Annotated in this window: 15 protein-coding genes; 9 read left to right on the top strand and 6 right to left on the bottom strand. The window is 38.9% G+C overall.

The window, feature by feature from the left end; translation table 11 throughout:
• Window positions 1–173: 173 nt before the first annotated feature.
• Window positions 174–1361 carry an MFS transporter gene (locus AC106K_RS06415; protein ID WP_482443870.1) on the bottom strand — a complete coding sequence of 396 codons (1188 nt, stop codon included), beginning with the start codon at window positions 1359–1361 and terminating at the stop codon, window positions 174–176.
• A 252-nt stretch (window positions 1362–1613) separates the two neighbouring features.
• On the opposite strand from AC106K_RS06415, the gene AC106K_RS06420 reads away from it, so the two are divergent.
• A complete protein-coding gene (locus tag AC106K_RS06420) occupies window positions 1614–2363 on the top strand; it encodes an NUDIX hydrolase (protein ID WP_482443872.1) in 750 nt (249 codons plus the stop codon).
• Window positions 2364–2449: 86 nt separating this feature from the next.
• Complete coding sequence (locus AC106K_RS06425) at window positions 2450–3181, top strand: MBL fold metallo-hydrolase (protein ID WP_482443873.1); 732 nt, start codon at window positions 2450–2452, stop codon at window positions 3179–3181.
• 12 nt (window positions 3182–3193) lie between these two features.
• On the opposite strand, the gene AC106K_RS06430 is transcribed toward AC106K_RS06425, so the two are convergent.
• Together AC106K_RS06430 and AC106K_RS06435 are read right to left on the bottom strand one after the other, a co-directional pair.
• On the bottom strand, window positions 3194–3535 hold the full coding sequence (locus AC106K_RS06430) for a helix-turn-helix transcriptional regulator (protein WP_482443875.1): 342 nt from the start codon (window positions 3533–3535) through the stop codon (window positions 3194–3196).
• Window positions 3536–4083: 548 nt separating this feature from the next.
• Window positions 4084–4710 carry a CatA-like O-acetyltransferase gene (locus tag AC106K_RS06435; RefSeq protein WP_482443877.1) on the bottom strand — a complete coding sequence of 209 codons (627 nt, stop codon included), beginning with the start codon at window positions 4708–4710 and terminating at the stop codon, window positions 4084–4086.
• Window positions 4711–4893: 183 nt separating this feature from the next.
• Between AC106K_RS06435 and AC106K_RS06440 the strand changes: the two genes are divergently transcribed.
• The 3 genes from AC106K_RS06440 to AC106K_RS06450 all read left to right on the top strand — a co-directional run bounded on the left by AC106K_RS06440 (window position 4894) and on the right by AC106K_RS06450 (window position 7129).
• Window positions 4894–5349 (top strand): PPC domain-containing DNA-binding protein, encoded by a 456-nt coding sequence (locus AC106K_RS06440; protein WP_482443878.1) that lies wholly within the window; start codon window positions 4894–4896, stop codon window positions 5347–5349.
• Between the two features lie 36 nt (window positions 5350–5385).
• Window positions 5386–5970, top strand: coding sequence for a Crp/Fnr family transcriptional regulator (locus tag AC106K_RS06445; protein WP_482443880.1), 585 nt, complete (start codon window positions 5386–5388; stop codon window positions 5968–5970).
• Between the two features lie 85 nt (window positions 5971–6055).
• Window positions 6056–7129, top strand: a complete 1074-nt coding sequence (locus AC106K_RS06450) for an SDR family oxidoreductase (protein WP_482443882.1) — start codon at window positions 6056–6058, stop codon at window positions 7127–7129.
• A gap of 225 nt (window positions 7130–7354) precedes the next feature.
• On the opposite strand, the gene AC106K_RS06455 is transcribed toward AC106K_RS06450, so the two are convergent.
• From AC106K_RS06455 to AC106K_RS06465, 3 genes are read right to left on the bottom strand one after another with little or no spacing between them, the layout of a single operon-like run.
• Window positions 7355–8158: a helix-turn-helix domain-containing protein gene (locus tag AC106K_RS06455; protein WP_482443884.1), complete on the bottom strand. Its 804-nt coding sequence runs from the start codon at window positions 8156–8158 to the stop codon at window positions 7355–7357.
• Between the two features lie 18 nt (window positions 8159–8176).
• The gene (locus AC106K_RS06460; protein ID WP_482443886.1) at window positions 8177–8578 is read right to left on the bottom strand and encodes a GlcG/HbpS family heme-binding protein; all 402 of its coding nucleotides are present in this window, start codon (window positions 8576–8578) and stop codon (window positions 8177–8179) included.
• A gap of 4 nt (window positions 8579–8582) precedes the next feature.
• Window positions 8583–9374, bottom strand: coding sequence for an SDR family oxidoreductase (locus tag AC106K_RS06465; protein WP_482443887.1), 792 nt, complete (start codon window positions 9372–9374; stop codon window positions 8583–8585).
• A 354-nt stretch (window positions 9375–9728) separates the two neighbouring features.
• On the opposite strand from AC106K_RS06465, the gene AC106K_RS06470 reads away from it, so the two are divergent.
• The 4 genes from AC106K_RS06470 (at window position 9729) to AC106K_RS06485 (ending at window position 15506) form a co-directional block, all read left to right on the top strand.
• On the top strand, window positions 9729–10751 hold the full coding sequence (locus AC106K_RS06470) for a ligase-associated DNA damage response exonuclease (RefSeq protein ID WP_482443889.1): 1023 nt from the start codon (window positions 9729–9731) through the stop codon (window positions 10749–10751).
• Complete coding sequence (locus tag AC106K_RS06475) at window positions 10748–12328, top strand: ATP-dependent DNA ligase (protein ID WP_482443891.1); 1581 nt, start codon at window positions 10748–10750, stop codon at window positions 12326–12328. Before AC106K_RS06470 ends, AC106K_RS06475 begins: the two co-directional genes overlap by 4 nt.
• A 1-nt stretch (window position 12329) precedes the next feature.
• Window positions 12330–14780 (top strand): ligase-associated DNA damage response DEXH box helicase, encoded by a 2451-nt coding sequence (locus AC106K_RS06480; RefSeq protein ID WP_482443893.1) that lies wholly within the window; start codon window positions 12330–12332, stop codon window positions 14778–14780.
• A gap of 123 nt (window positions 14781–14903) precedes the next feature.
• Entirely contained in the window at window positions 14904–15506 is a 603-nt protein-coding gene (locus tag AC106K_RS06485) for a 2,3-bisphosphoglycerate-dependent phosphoglycerate mutase (RefSeq protein ID WP_482443894.1), read from the top strand.
• Window positions 15507–15538: the final 32 nt, after the last annotated feature.

The following is a 15538-nucleotide window of genomic DNA, read 5'->3' on the forward strand; positions in this document are numbered from 1 at the left end:
ACATTTTTTATTTGTATAAATAAAGAAAAAGTAAAAAGCACAAACTGAAATTGGGAATCATTTTTGACAAAAAATGACCGATACAAAAAGTATCGGTCAAAAGGTGATTAGAATATCCTGAATTCTTAGATTAAAATATAATCAAAGAAAAAATATAAAATGAATAAGACCTGTTACGAAGCCTGGTTTACTTTTCTGCAAAAGAGAATATGAGCAATCAATGCCAAAACACCAAATAAAGTCCCTACAAAACATACTCCAGTCCATTGTGCTTTCTGCCAGGCAAGAGATGCAAGCCATGTTCCCAATGATCCGCCAATGAAGTAAGAAACCATGTACACGGTATTCAATCTATTGACTGCATTGGATTTGATCAGGAAATAATTGGTCTGGTTCATAATATGGCTGGACTGTACTCCCAGGTCTACCAGAATGACTCCCACAATCAGTCCCCAGTATGTTTCCCCTGCAAAATACGTAAATCCCCAGCTTCCTATGACGATCAGTAATGAATACAGGATAATCCTGTTGATGTCCATGTATTTTTGCATTTTTCCCACTTTAGCTGCTGCCAAAGCACCTACTGCTCCAGCCAGTCCAAAACTACCTACTACAGAAGATCCTGCATTAAAGGGTGGTTTCTCCATATGAAAAACCAATGTTGTGAACAAAGCACACATAGACCCGAAAGCCATAGCCCCTCTGAATGAAGCAAGCTGAAGAATCGGCTGGGTTCTGGCAAGCTGGGCTACGGAACGCATCAGCTCTTTATAGGTTCCTTTGAAGTTGGGATGCAGCTCAGGAAGCATTTTATATACGGCCAGCCAGACTAAGATCATCAGCCCGGCCGCAATTCCAAACATTGCTCTCCACCCCCAGACTTCACCTACAATTCCTCCTACAAAGCGGGAAAGAAGGATCCCCAGTAAAAGGCCGGACATCACAAGCCCTATGTTAGCAGATTTTTCATTATCGGAAGATAGCTCTGCGGCTATCGGAACAAACAGCTGCGGAATAACGGAAGTAGCCCCAATCAGCAGGCTGGCTGCATACAACATCCACAATTGAGTGGCAAAAGTCATCCATAGCAGTGAGCCAAAAACAAGAAAAAGATCTATCAGGATCAGTTTTTTACGGAAAAATTTATCTCCAAGCGGAACGATCAGCAACAGACCCAGTGCATAGCCAATCTGAGTAAGCACAGAAATCCTGCTTGCTGCACTTTCGGAGACATGAAGGTCTTCAGAAATAAGCGCCAGTAAAGGCTGGTTATAATAATTGTTGGCTACTACTAACCCGGAAATAATGGCCATCAGCCATATCACTGTTCTGGAAATACCTTTAGAAGAACTCTCCTGCATTTTACAAATAAAGTTTTAATGAATAGAAAAAAGCGTTTCCTGATGATCAAAACCTATCGTTGCATAAAGGTTTCTGACCAAAAAAGGATTGCTTTTTGAGACGTCAAAGGTAGGTATTTTAATAAAAACAAATCATTAATTAAATCTGTCGTTATCATAGACGATTTTCTGCAACCAACGTTTAATAAAGTGTTTTTCTAATTTTATGATGGTTTTATCTTACATTTGTGTATACACCAACTTATGAATGATATGGATTGTAAAGAACAGATCCTAAAAAAATCTATAGAAGCAAAAGAAATTTACCTTCCTCATATTTCTGCCGATCCGGTGATCTTCGGGTTTGATCAGAAAGAGCTGAAGGTTTTACTGGCTAAAATGAATTACAGGAAACAATGGCTGCTTCCCGGCGGTTATGTGAAAAAAGATGAAGATCTGAATGATGCAGTGCTTAGAATTCTGGAATCCAGAACCGGGATTACAAATGTTTTTCTTGAGGAATTTGGCGTTTTTGGGAAGAAGAACAGAAGTGAATTGTATTTTGAAGACTTTGAAGACAGTCTTTTTCAGAAACAAAGGTTCATTTCTGTAGGCTATTATGCTTTGTACAAATCCTCTGAGATTAAGCCTGTTGCTGATGAAATGAGCGAGACCTGTGAATGGGTTTACCTGAGCCGGCTTCCGGAAATAGAACTTGCGATGGATCACCGAGAAATCATTGAAAAAGCTCTGCTTACCTTAAGAGAAAAGCTCTCCTGTAAACCTATAGGCTATAACCTGCTTCCTGAAAAATTTACCCTTCCGGAATTGCAGAAACTGTATGAAATATTACTAGGTAAAACGCTCAACCGGGGAAATTTTTACAAAAAAATTAAAAACTTAGGAATATTAAAAAAACTGGAAGAGCAACGCCGGGGGGGAGCACACAAGTCTCCTGACCTTTATTCTTTTGATTCTGAACATTATATGAAAGCCCTGGAAAATGGTTTGAGCAATTGGTAAATCTTATCGGCTAAGATCGTTTTTGTAGATCACTCCGATCGATGAAAAACCTTTGAAATTTTAGAAATATTGAGGAAATTTGCAGGATGAAAATCATTCCGCTCAAAGAAGGCAATTTCTCTGCAAGTAAAACCAAAGATTTTACGCTTTTGACCCCTGAAAACCGGGAAACCGCTAAGGGAATTAAAATGTCTGTACAACCTTTTCTTATCATTACTTCCAATGATTATATCCTTTTGGATGCCGGGATTGGCTGGAAGAATGAAGCAGGAATATCCGTTGTTTCTACGATTCTTAAGGAACATCATATCACCCCTGAACAGATTACCAAACTGCTTCTCTCCCACCTTCATAAAGACCATATTGAAGGCGCTGTAAGACTTACAGATGATGGTTTTGAAGCAACATTTCCGAATGCTGAAATCTATATCCAAAGACGTGAACTGGATTTTGCAATGGAAAATAAAGGAAATCCGTCTTTTGATTTTGAGATCTTAGAAAAACTGATCCAGCTGCCTTCTATCGTCTGGATGGATGATGATAAGGGACAGATTACTAATGAAATTTCATACGAAGTTGTAGGGGGACATACTCCGTTCATGCAGGTCTTCTGGATCAGAGAAAATGGTGAAACCGTCTTTTATGGTGCTGATGACCTTCCACAGGCTTCTTATCTGAAGTATCATCTGGCTTATAAAAGTGATTTTGACGGAAGAAAGGCAATGCAGCTAAGGCTTGGATGGGAAAAGGAAGCCCAGGAAAACCATTGGAAAATACTTCTTTATCATGATCTTGAGAAAGCCGTCGTAGAGTTTTAAATGAAAAATGGTTTAAATTTCATTAAACCATTTATAAATATCAAATTCAGAAGGAATGTTGAGCTTTTTTCGGATGCGGTTTTTCCGGTTCTGTATTGCTTTTGGCGTCACAAAGATGCATGTGGCAATTTCTTTCGTGGTCATATTGAGTTTCAAGTAGATACAAAAGATCATTTCAGAGTTTTTAAGGCCGGGCTGTATAGCCGATAACCTATTGAAAAAATCCGGGTAGACCAATCTGAATTTATTCAGCAAACGAGGAGAATTTGCTTTGGCCAATGCCATGATTTCGTCTTGTACAAGAATCTTTTGATTCAAATCCTCTAAGTTGGATTCAGTTTTTTTATTTTTCATAATATTTTCTCATCTCTACTAAATTTCAGATGCTACATATTTCTATGCACCTGTACATTTTTTCTTCTTGTCAATCAGTACTTTGACAACGTAATATTGGGTGTGAAACGATTTTCGCCTATTCAAAAATCCACACACTTTTTAAAATATAATTTAACAGTTCAGGGTGACCATTTGTATTGAGCCAACAACGATGTCAAACCATTCAGACAGGTGAATTTTTGTTTATTTTTTATTCAGGGCAAAGAAAGAAAAAATGATTAAAATTCTATTAAAACTGCGTACCACATACATACCACGTCACATTTTTAGTCAAAATATCATAACCGCTTTTACCAGCCTGTTTCCAATTATTTATAGTCCTGTTTTTGATTGGGTATAAATGTAACAAGTTCTCAGGTTTAGTTTTTATGATCCTGATCAATGTTTTCAGGCTCTTGTTACCCGCCGGCAGCTCAAATCACCTACCGGATTCTGGGTACAAACAGTGATACGCACCATCAAGGTAATGGAGAAAGAGAAAATTTATGATTAAAGTTATATACTCCCTACAGATCCAACTGCTTCTGAAACTCTTCCAGATATTTTGCAATGTGAATTCCGTCTGCCAGGCCGTGATGCGCTTCAATAGAAACGGGAAGGTATTTCTTACCATCACGGATATTAAATTTTCCGAAAGACACCTTTGGTACCGATTCGTCATTATTAAAATTTGTAGGATGGAGAATAGCACTGAAAGAATTCCACGGAATGGTAGTGTGCCTCACATGATCTTTCCCCAACCTGTCATTGCTCAGTCTGAGCCCTGTAGAATGATGCACCCCTTTGATCTCTTCCTGTAAAGCAGCATTGAAAATTTCAAAATCTTCCGAAAAAGGAGTAAATGAAAACCCAAAAGTACCGTCCGGCCTTGCAATCGTACTTCCGGCATGCACTGTATCAAACTGTACCACCTGCCCATCAACGATTCTAAGTTTTAATTCGTCCACCGTATTGATGGCAACCATAGATTTGTGATAATAATAGGCAAAGAAAGAATATCCGTTATTTTTTGCCGTATCATAAGCTTGTGTACAGTCTACTTCTGTTGTAAAGCCAAAATAAGGACTTGCCATATTAGAAAAAAACTCAAAATGCTCCCTTCTGTTCCATTGTTCAAGGTCTACGATCTTCATTGATTTTTTATTTTGCTGCAAATTTCAGCAATTTTAATCGCTTTTCAGACTTGTTTCGAAAGAAATTTCAGAAGGTAAGGCTTATTTTTTTGGATTCATTTTAGTAAAGCATAATTATTGCATTATTTTATTCATGGAAGCTCAAAGTTTTTCATCAAAACATGTATTACAAATAGCATCATTATGGAAATACAAAATCTTAAAGGCAACAACTGGTCAGCAAGGAAAGTAGATCACATTTATATGGTAAGCATTAGCAATCATTCCAATATTGTAGAGACATTAACGGATTTTGTTCAAGATCAGAACATTCAGGCAGGCGAAGTAACAGGAATAGGTGCTGTAAGTGAGGCTACTCTGCGTTTCTTTAATCCATCAACAAAAAATTATGTTGATAAAGCCTTTAAAGAACAGATGGAAGTTACCAATATTTCAGGAAACGTTTCTGAAATTGAAGGAAAACTGACTCTCCACCTGCATATTACTTTGGGAAGAGAAGATTATACCGCTTTAGCCGGACACCTTCTGGAAGCAAAGGTTCAGGGAGCAGCAGAATTTATTTTGTATCCGTTAAATACAAGAGTCATCAAAAGAAAAGACCAGGAAGCCGGTATTAACTTCTATGATTTTGAACAATAACAACGAATGTCTTATTTTTGATAAAATATTTGTCTGATGCTCGACGTCCTGCTTTCCCATATTCAAAATAAGGTTGCTGTCACCGATGAAGATAAAGAGCGGATTCAATCTTTCTTTACCTCCAGGAAACTCCGAAAAAAACAATATCTGCTTCAGGAAGGTGATATTTGTAAATGCCTGTCTTTTGTAAGCAAAGGATTATTAAAATCTTATTTTCTCGATGAAAAAGGAAATGAGCGGATCAATATGTTTGCTTTTGAAGGCTGGTGGATCTCAGATTTCAACAGTTTTATCCATCAGGAAAAAGCCGTTCTGAATATTGATGCCATAGAAGAGACTGAGGTATTGATGATTACCCTGGCAGATTATGAAAAAATGTTGCTGGAAATTCCTGTGATGGATCGTTATTTCAGAATTTTATATCAGAATAGTTTGGTAACGAAAGATTACAGACTTATTGTTTCCAATGGATATACTGCTGAAGAAAAATACCTGGAGCTTGCACAGAAGAATCCGGAAATGATCAAAAGAGTTCCTCACAATCTTATCGCTTCCTATCTGGGGCTTGCTCCTGAGACGGTAAGCAGAATACGTAAAAAGAATTCCCTGAATAATACTTGATCCAGATCAATCGAAATGCATGATTCAGGTCAAGGGTAAAACCCTGGTCCGGACCATAATTTTGTAAAAAAAATTTACAATACTTATGGAAAATATTGCATTGGTAGTAGGCGCTACCGGAATTACAGGCAGTAATCTTGCTGAAGAACTTATTGCACAAGGTTGGACAACTTATGGACTGTCCAGAAATCCCAACAACAATATTCCCGGTCTCCGTACCGTAAAAGCAGATCTCTTAGATGAGCAAAGCCTCATGGAAGCATTAGACGGGATCTCTCCTACTCATGTTTATTTTACAACCTGGATGCGCCATGATACGGAAGAAGACAATATCCGTGTCAACAGTACACTGGTCAGAAATCTGCTGAATATACTGTCTCCTAAAAAATCCGTCAGACATGTAGCCTTGGTTACAGGTTTAAAACACTATCTTGGGCCTTTTGAGGCTTATGTTAAAGAAGGAATTCTTCCGGAAACACCTGTCAGAGAAGAACATCCAAGACTTTCATTACCTAATTTTTATTATGCTCAGGAAGATGAAGTATATACGGCATCAGAAAGAGATGGGTTTACGTGGAGTATTCACAGACCTCATACCGTTATTGGATATGCTGTGGGCAACCTGATGAATATAGGAACCACCTTAGCGGTCTATGCCAGCATTTGTAAAGAAACAGGCAGGAAGATGATCTGGCCGGGTTCTGAAGCACAATGGAATGGTATTTCTGATGTGACCGATGCCGGAATACTAGCCAAACAATTGGTCTGGGCATCCGTTACCGAATCTGCTCAAAACCAGGCATTCAACATTACCAATGGTGATGTATTCCGCTGGAAATGGCTTTGGAAGAGGCTTGCAGATTGGTTTGGTATTGAATCTGAAGGCTATAACGGAACAATAAGACCTTTGGAAAAAGAACTGAAAAATGATCAGCAGCTTTGGGAAGAAATTGCAGTAAAATACCATCTGAACGAGAAAAACCTTGATCGCTTATCCTCGGCCTGGCATACAGACTTGGATCTTGGACGTCCTCTGGAGGTCATGTGTGATATGTCTGCCAGCAGAAAACAGGGATTCTCGGCCTTTAAAAGTACAGAAGACTCGTTTATTGAAGTCTTTGAGAGGCTAAGAGCGGAAAAGATAATTCCATCCTTATAAACTTTCTACAAAACAGCTAACCCCACAGAGTCTTTCTAATCTCCAGAGAGGTTTTTATGGCCACGAATACACGAATTTTTTCATACTATTCGTGCATTCGTGGCATATAAAAAATACGTTCGTATCCTTGACAGATTTTCCTACAGCATAGGAGTATAATAATCGATAAACATCAGAACCCAGGTGTTCATCAGTATTTAATAGTTGTGTTTTTTATTGTTTTTATCATACTTCCGATGTAGTCATCCCAAATTTATTTTTGAAGGAAAAATAGAAGTGAGACAGATTCTCAAACCCCAGATCAAGATAAATATCCGATGGCTTTTTCCCTTTATTCTTAATTAAATAATAGGCTTCCTTCAACCTTCTTTCCTTCAGCCACTGCTTTGGCGTCATATTGAATATTTTATTAAAATCCCGTTTAAACCCCGAAAGACTGCGTCCTGTAAGTCTTGCAAAAGCTTCTATGGATACATTGAACATGAAATTCTTATTCATAAATTCTTTCAGATCGATTTTATGAGGTTCAGAAAAATCAAACAACAAATCCTTGAGGTCAGGATGACTTTGAAGGAGAAGTTCTATCGCTTCTTTTACCTTTATAGCAGCCAGCCGCGGAGAAATCTCTTTGGTTTTATAAACGTATGGAATGAGCGAGGTGAAATAACTTGTAAAAAAATCATCCGGTTCAAAAAACAGCCGGCTACTATCCGGAAAAGGACTATTAGCAGAGATCTTATTTTCGGCCGCAAACTGTCTAAGCGTTTCATAATCTAATGTAATGGAAAGAAACTGATATTTTTCATTCTTTGAAGGATATTTCATCGTTCTGATCAATTGATTTTTTCTCACCAGAACCACCGTATTCTCCCTGATGACAGTCTTTCCCTGTTCATGAAAAGCATGTGTTTCCCCTGATAACTGAAATCCCAGAAAATGGTCAGGAATAAATTCTTCATGCCCTTTGTAGGATTCAAAAGCACATGAATAAACCAGTTTGTCAAATATGATCTCAGAAGTTTTCTCCATACTGCAAATATCTGAAAATTACCCAATAACAGAAGCTCCTGCGGTTGCAATTTCTTTATCCTGTTCCGGACTTCCGCCTGAAGAAGCAATCCCTCCTATTACTTTTCCGTCTGGACTTTTAATAACAACTCCACCAGCAATGGTTAAAAGACCTCCGTTAGAATTCAGCATTCCGTATCCGTGAATATCTGCTCCGGAAATAATATTGCCCATTATATCGCTGTCAATCCCGAACATCACAGCCGTTTGAGCCTTTTTCATGGCAAATTCTATCACTCCATATACACTGTCAAGCCTTGCAAAAGCCATAAGATGGCCTCCCTGATCTACTATGGCAATGCTTACCGGAATATTCATCGATCCGGCTTTTTGAATTGCTGCCTGTAATGCTTTTTCAGCAAGTTCATAACTTAGTTCCATCTTATTAGCTTTTTGCGGTCCAGGCTTCTGCCTGCAGTTGTTTTACAAAATCTTCCGTCTCTTTTGGGTGTACATTTCTGAAATTGGAATGATCATCCAATACCACATCCACAATACATTCTGCCATAGATTGAGGATCCAACTGATGGGCCAATGATTCTGCAGCGCCATCAAAGGCTGAAAGAGGAGTGAAATTCTTTTCAGGATTGTACCAACGGAAAATAGAATCTACCCCACGGTCATTAAAACCAGTTCCAAATATTCCCGGATTGCAGGTTGCAATTTTGATATTAAATGGAGCAAGTTCTGTTCTCAAGCCTTCAGCTATAGATCCCATAGCATGTTTGGATGCACAGTAAGCTGCAACATAAGGAACCGTCCACAATTCTCCCATGGAAGTCGTAAATACGATCTTACCCGGTTTCTTCTGATCAATAAACTTTTTGATAAAGCCCTGTGCCAGAGCCAGTCCACCAAAAACGTTGACATCAAACATAGAGCGGATCAGATCTATGGGCTGCTCAGCAATAGGACCGCCTTCCATAATTCCGGCATTGCTTACCAGAATATCAATATCATATTTTTGATGAATATACTCCAGATCACGAGGATTGGTGACATCCAGTTTATCCACGGTAAGATCAATTCCTGATTCTTTTGCTTCACGGATCAGATCACTCATCTGGGGATATACCTGGGTAGTTGCAATTACTTTATACCCTTTTTTAGCAAGATCGAAAGCTGCAATTTTTCCGAATCCACTTGCTGCCCCTGTAATTAAAATAGTTTTGCTCATTGTATTTTGTTTTTAAATGATGATACAAAGTTCAAAGATTTAAGACCCGGGAATATTGGTACAAAGTTCAAATATATATTGCTGAAAAGTTCAGTTTTTTTTGAGACCGACCACACAGGAGTGCTACTATTCAATAGGAACGGGCTTTAGCCCGTTATACAAATATCATAAAAATCAATGGGCTTTAGCCCAAACCTGCTACAGAACCATTATTAATTATTTTATATAAAGAGATACGATATAAATCAATCATACCACATATTTGTAAATTACCCAGGAGAATAGAAATAAAATCATCCGTTTATCGTAAATTGGTTAAGTTTTTGAAGCTTATCTGATAAATTACTCACACCATTGAAATTAATCACATTTACCCAAAAAGGAATCTACTGCCCGCAGGGAAAATTCTATATAGATCCCTGGAGACCCGTTGATATGGCGATCATTACCCACGGACACGCTGACCATGCACGCTGGGGAATGAAGAAATACCTTTGTCATCATTTTACAAAACCTATTTTACATCAAAGAATCGGAGTGGATATTGAATGTCAGAGTATAGAATACGGAGAAAAGATCAATATCAATGGTGTACAGGTTTCGCTTCATCCTGCCGGACATATTATAGGCTCTGCACAGATAAAACTGGAATATAAAGGTTACATAACCGTCATTTCCGGCGACTATAAAACACAGAATGATGGACTGAGCACACCTTTTGAACTGGTAAAATGTAACGAATTTGTGACGGAAAGTACTTTTGGATTACCCGTTTATAATTGGCTGGAAATTGATGATCTGAATAAAAAACTTCAAAATTGGGTATTAAAGAACCGGGAAGATAATAAAACTTCTGTATTTATAGGCTATTCTCTGGGCAAAGCTCAGCGTATCATGAAAGCTGTGGAAGGATTAGGAAAAATATATGTTCACAATTCCATCGGAAAACTGAACGAAGCTTTCGAGGCCGTAGGAATTGACCTTCCTAACTATACGATTGCAGATTTCAGAGAACATCCCAAAGAAATGGAACACAAAATTGTGATTGTGCCTCCCGCTCTGCTTGACAGCAATGTCATTAAAAAAATTCCAGCAGCTGCAACAGCGATCTGCTCCGGATGGATGCAGGTGCGTGGAGCCAGACGTTGGCGAAGTGCAGATGCCGGGTTTGCAATGAGTGATCATGCGGACTGGAAAGGATTATTACAGACTGTAAAAGCTACGGAAGCAGACCTCGTACATGTTACCCACGGACAGACTGAAATATTTTCAAAATATCTGAATGAAATAGGAGTTCGGGCAGATGTTGTAGAAACCTTGTTTGGAGATGATGAAGAAGCATCAGAAAAAGAAACCATACAAAATCCGGAGTTATGAGACATTTTGCAGATTTGATCAACGCTTTGGAAACCACCAATAAGACCAATGCCAAAATAGATGCTATCATCGACTATCTTGAAAGAACTCTTGATGAAGATAAACTGTGGTTTATTGCTTTGTTTACGGGAAAACGTCCCAAAAGAAATGTCAATACCAATTATATGAAAGAATGGGCATTGGAAATTACAAAACTTCCGTTGTGGTTGTTTCAGGAAAGCTATTCTTCCGTGGGAGATCTGGGGGAAACACTCTCGTTGATACTTCCTCCGCCCCGGCAAAAAATTGACCGCAGTCTATCACAATGGATGAATGATATTGTAGATTTAAAGGATAAAACAGAAGCCGAAAAAAAAGAATTTGTACTGAATTCATGGGATGGTCTGGATTACACAGAAAGACTCATTTTCAACAAATTAATTGGCGGAAGCTTCCGGATTGGTGTTTCTGATAAAACCCTGATCAATGCCCTTACCAAATTTTCAGGACAGGAATCCAGCACGCTGATGCACAGCCTGATGGGAAAATGGGTACCCGGAGAGGTTTCTTTCCAGGAATTGATCTCTGCAGAGAATGTCAACCCGGATAATTCAAAACCCTATCCTTTCTGTCTTGCCTATCCTTTGGAAAAAGAACTTGAAGAGCTCGGAGAACCCGGTGAATGGCTGGCAGAATATAAATGGGACGGAATCAGAGGGCAAATCATCCGCAGGAATGATGAAGTCTTCATATGGTCAAGAGGAGAAGAATTGATTACGGAACAGTTTCCGGAAATCACAGAAACAGTAAAAGCAATGAATGGCAACTTTGTCATAGATGGAGAAATACTTGCGGTAAAAGAAGATAAAGTTTTAAATTTTAATGAATTACAGAAAAGATTAAACAGGAAAAATTTAACAAAGAAAATGCTTTCCGAAATTCCTATCCAGGTCTTTGCTTATGATCTTTTAGAACTTGAAAATAATGATCTGAGAGAGAAACCGATTTCAGGAAGGCGGGCTCTATTGGAAGAATTATTATTAAATGAATCTCCGGAGAATATTAAGCTTTCCGAAAGTATAGATTTTGAAGAATGGAACGAACTGAACCTCATCAGGGAAAATTCAAGAGCCGTAAACAGCGAAGGACTGATGTTGAAACAGAAAAATTCGCCTTACCATTCCGGGCGTAAAAAAGGTGACTGGTGGAAATGGAAAATCAATCCGTTTACCATTGATGCTGTTTTGATCTATGCTCAGAAAGGAAGTGGCAGACGAAGTGCCTATTATACAGATTATACCTTTGCGGTAAAGAATGGAGATCAGCTGGTGACCATTGCAAAAGCCTACTCAGGGCTTACGGATAAGGAGATTATGGAAGTAAGCAGATTTGTTACCAAAAACGCAATTGAAAAATTCGGACCTGTGCGAACAGTAAAAGCAGAACTGGTCTTCGAGATCGCCTTTGAAGGAATAGGACTCAGTAACCGTCATAAAAGCGGAGTGGCGCTACGTTTTCCGAGAATCGTAAGATGGCGGAAAGATAAAACGGTAGATGACATCGACCACCTGGAAGAAATAAAAAAACTGATACAGTAATTTGGCAGCTTTTGAACATACCAACGGATTTACAATCATTCAGCAATGGATGACCGATAAAGGCATCTCTCCTTTTAAGTTTCAGATCGATACATGGCGGAAATTCGAAAATGGATATAGCGGGATGGTGATTGCTCCCACAGGATTTGGGAAAACATTTTCAGTATTTCTGGCTTTGGTTTCAGATTTCCTCAATCATCCTGAGCAATACAAAAAAGGATTGAAAATGATCTGGATCACCCCACTCCGATCCCTTTCTAAAGATATTGCCAAAGCCATGCAGGAAGCCATCGATGAAATTGGATTAGACTGGACTGTAGGGGTAAGAAACGGAGATACCGATCCGAAAGTAAGGCAGCAACAGGTAAGAAAAATGCCTGAAATACTCGTTGTAACGCCGGAAAGTCTGCACTTGCTTCTGGCTCAGAAAAATCATGAGTCTTTTTTCCGGGATATGAAATGTATAGTGGTGGATGAATGGCATGAGCTATTGGGATCCAAACGTGGCGTTATGGTTGAGCTGGGAATTTCGCAGCTTAGAAAGTACATGCCTAAAATAAAGATCTGGGGAATTACCGCTACCATCGGAAATCTGGATGAAGCCATGGAGGTTCTTATTCCTTATGACATCAAAAAAGCAAAGATTACCGCCAAAGAACATAAGAAAATAGATATACTCCCAGTGTTCCCCGATGAAATTGAAATATTGCCCTGGGCAGGCCATCTCGGTAATAAACTGGCAGATAAAGTAGTGCCAATTATTCTCAATTCAAAATCAACCATTGTTTTTACCAATACCAGAAGTCAGAGTGAAATGTGGTACCAGCTTCTATTGAGTGCTTATCCGGATTTTGCAGGGCAGATTGCCATTCATCATAGTTCTATTGACGCCCATTTAAGAATATGGATCGAAGAAAATTTAAGTTCCGGAAAATTAAAAGCAGTGGTTTCTACCTCATCATTAGATCTGGGAATTGATTTTAAACCAGTAGATACCGTTATTCAGATTGGGTCAGCAAAAGGAGTGGCCCGTTTTCTTCAGCGTGCAGGCCGTAGTGGACACTCCCCTTTCGAAACGTCCAAAATTTACTGTGTACCTACCCATTCTCTCGAACTGATCGAAGTCTCAGCTTTAAAGGAAGCGGTAAAACAGAACGTGGTAGAACCCAGAGAACCTCAGGTTTTGTGTTTTGACGTATTGGTTCAGTTTCTGATGACTCTGGCTGTTGGAGATGGCTTTTATCCTGATGAAACCTATGAAAGAATAAAAAAAGTATATGCCTTTCAGGAAATGATGGTGGAAGAATGGAAAAGTATCCTCGAATTTCTGACCATTGGAGGCAGTGTTTTAAAGAATTACGAGGAATTTCATAAGATCGTCATTATGGAAGATGGGCTGTATAAAGTAACTTCACGGAAGATTGCCATGCTTCACCGGATGAATATGGGAGTCATTGTGAGTGATGCCATGCTGAAGGTTAAATTTATTTCCGGTGGTTATATAGGAATGATTGAAGAATATTTTATCTCCAAACTGAAAAAAGAAGAAAAATTCATTCTGGCCGGACGCACCCTTGAAGTAGCGATGATCAAAGATATGACGGTGTATGTAAGAGCGGCAAAAGGCAAGGCACTTGTTCCGAGTTATCTTGGAGGAAGGTTACCTTTAAGTTCAGATCTTGGACACTTTTTAAGAGAAAAATTATCTCATGCCTTAAACCCGAAAGCTTCCGAAAAAGAACTGAAATTCCTGCATCCTCTGTTAGTCAATCAGGAAACGAATTCCCATATCCCGAAAGAAAACGAATTTCTGGTCGAAATGATCAAAAACCGCGAAGGTTACCATCTGTTTATGTATCCTTTTGAAGGAAGGCTCGTGCATGAAGTAATGGCTGCTTTGATCGCTTATCGTATTTCAAAGCTGGCTCCTATTTCCTTTTCCATGGCCATGAATGATTACGGATTCGAGCTCTTCAGCGATAAAGAAATTCCATTGAATGAAGAAAACTTACATAAGATCTTAACCCGTGACCAGCTGATGCAGGATGTGATTGCCAGTATCAACTCTGCAGAAATGGCAAGACGGAAGTTCCGGGATATTGCCGTGATTTCAGGAATGGTAATTCAGAATTATGCAGGTAAACAGCGGTCTAATAAATCTTTACAAAGCTCAGCAGGACTTATTTTTAAAGTACTGGAAGACTACGACCCCAATCATTTTCTTATCAAACAGGCTTATACCGAAGTCTTTAATATGCAGCTTCAGGAACAGAGACTGGTGGAAGCATTCAAAAGGATTGAAAAATCTGAAATTATTCTGAAGTACTCAAAATCTTTTACTCCGCTCAGCTTCCCTATAAAAGTAGACAGCCTGAGACAAACCCTTTCCAGTGAAGGTCTGGATGCAAGAATCAGGAACATGCTCAAGCTTTCAGGAATTAATGAGGACTAATGGAAATTTCATAGGGTAAAGGATATAAAAAACTTGTATTTTTTCATGTTAAAACCCTTTGAAAAGTTTAATAATCGCCGTACCTTAGAGTATCTTCTCTGAAGATTAAATAACGTTCAAATCATGGCAAAATTATTCTTAGTCCGTCACGGACAGTCACTTTGGAATCTGGAAAACAGATTTACAGGTTGGCAGGATATTGATATTACAGAAGCAGGAATTGAAGAAGCAAAAAAGGCAGGAGTTGCTTTAAAAAAAGAGAGAATAGATATTGCTTTTACTTCCGCACTGATCCGGGCACAGCATACCCTTAGCATTATTCTGGAAGAAACGGGAAACCCCTATATTCCGGTTGTTATGGACAAAGCATTGAATGAGCGCTCCTATGGACACCTGGAAGGTCTCAATAAAGCTGAAACAGCGCAGAAATACGGCGAAGAGCAGGTTCATACCTGGCGCAGATCATATGATGTGGTTCCTCCGGGTGGTGAAAGCCTTAAAGATACTTATAACCGGGTTATTCCTTATTTTGAAGCTCAGATTCTCCCTTTGTTGAAACAAGGCGAAAATGTACTGATTGTAGCCCATGGAAACAGCCTCCGGGCGCTGATCATGTATTTGGAACATCTGTCTCCGGATGAAATTCTGGAAAGAGAAATTGCCACCGGAGTTCCCCTCACCTATATTTTTGATGAACATTTTCATGTAAGCAAAAAAGAGAGCTGAGTATAGGTATGATATAAAAAATTATTGATATT

The sequence above is a fragment of the Chryseobacterium sp. FR048 genome (assembly GCF_056844665.1).

What these genes read in the sequence shown, in the direction of transcription:
- AC106K_RS06415 (WP_482443870.1), bottom strand. Translation starts at nt 1,361, where the DNA reads ATGCAGGAGAGTTCTTCTAAAGGTATTTCCAGAACAGTGATATGGCTG.
- AC106K_RS06420 (WP_482443872.1), top strand. Translation starts at nt 1,614, where the DNA reads ATGGATTGTAAAGAACAGATCCTAAAAAAATCTATAGAAGCAAAAGAA.
- AC106K_RS06425 (WP_482443873.1), top strand. Translation starts at nt 2,450, where the DNA reads ATGAAAATCATTCCGCTCAAAGAAGGCAATTTCTCTGCAAGTAAAACC.
- AC106K_RS06430 (WP_482443875.1), bottom strand. Translation starts at nt 3,535, where the DNA reads ATGAAAAATAAAAAAACTGAATCCAACTTAGAGGATTTGAATCAAAAG.
- AC106K_RS06435 (WP_482443877.1), bottom strand. Translation starts at nt 4,710, where the DNA reads ATGAAGATCGTAGACCTTGAACAATGGAACAGAAGGGAGCATTTTGAG.
- AC106K_RS06440 (WP_482443878.1), top strand. Translation starts at nt 4,894, where the DNA reads ATGGAAATACAAAATCTTAAAGGCAACAACTGGTCAGCAAGGAAAGTA.
- AC106K_RS06445 (WP_482443880.1), top strand. Translation starts at nt 5,386, where the DNA reads ATGCTCGACGTCCTGCTTTCCCATATTCAAAATAAGGTTGCTGTCACC.
- AC106K_RS06450 (WP_482443882.1), top strand. Translation starts at nt 6,056, where the DNA reads ATGGAAAATATTGCATTGGTAGTAGGCGCTACCGGAATTACAGGCAGT.
- AC106K_RS06455 (WP_482443884.1), bottom strand. Translation starts at nt 8,158, where the DNA reads ATGGAGAAAACTTCTGAGATCATATTTGACAAACTGGTTTATTCATGT.
- AC106K_RS06460 (WP_482443886.1), bottom strand. Translation starts at nt 8,578, where the DNA reads ATGGAACTAAGTTATGAACTTGCTGAAAAAGCATTACAGGCAGCAATT.
- AC106K_RS06465 (WP_482443887.1), bottom strand. Translation starts at nt 9,374, where the DNA reads ATGAGCAAAACTATTTTAATTACAGGGGCAGCAAGTGGATTCGGAAAA.
- AC106K_RS06475 (WP_482443891.1), top strand. Translation starts at nt 10,748, where the DNA reads ATGAGACATTTTGCAGATTTGATCAACGCTTTGGAAACCACCAATAAG.
- AC106K_RS06485 (WP_482443894.1), top strand. Translation starts at nt 14,904, where the DNA reads ATGGCAAAATTATTCTTAGTCCGTCACGGACAGTCACTTTGGAATCTG.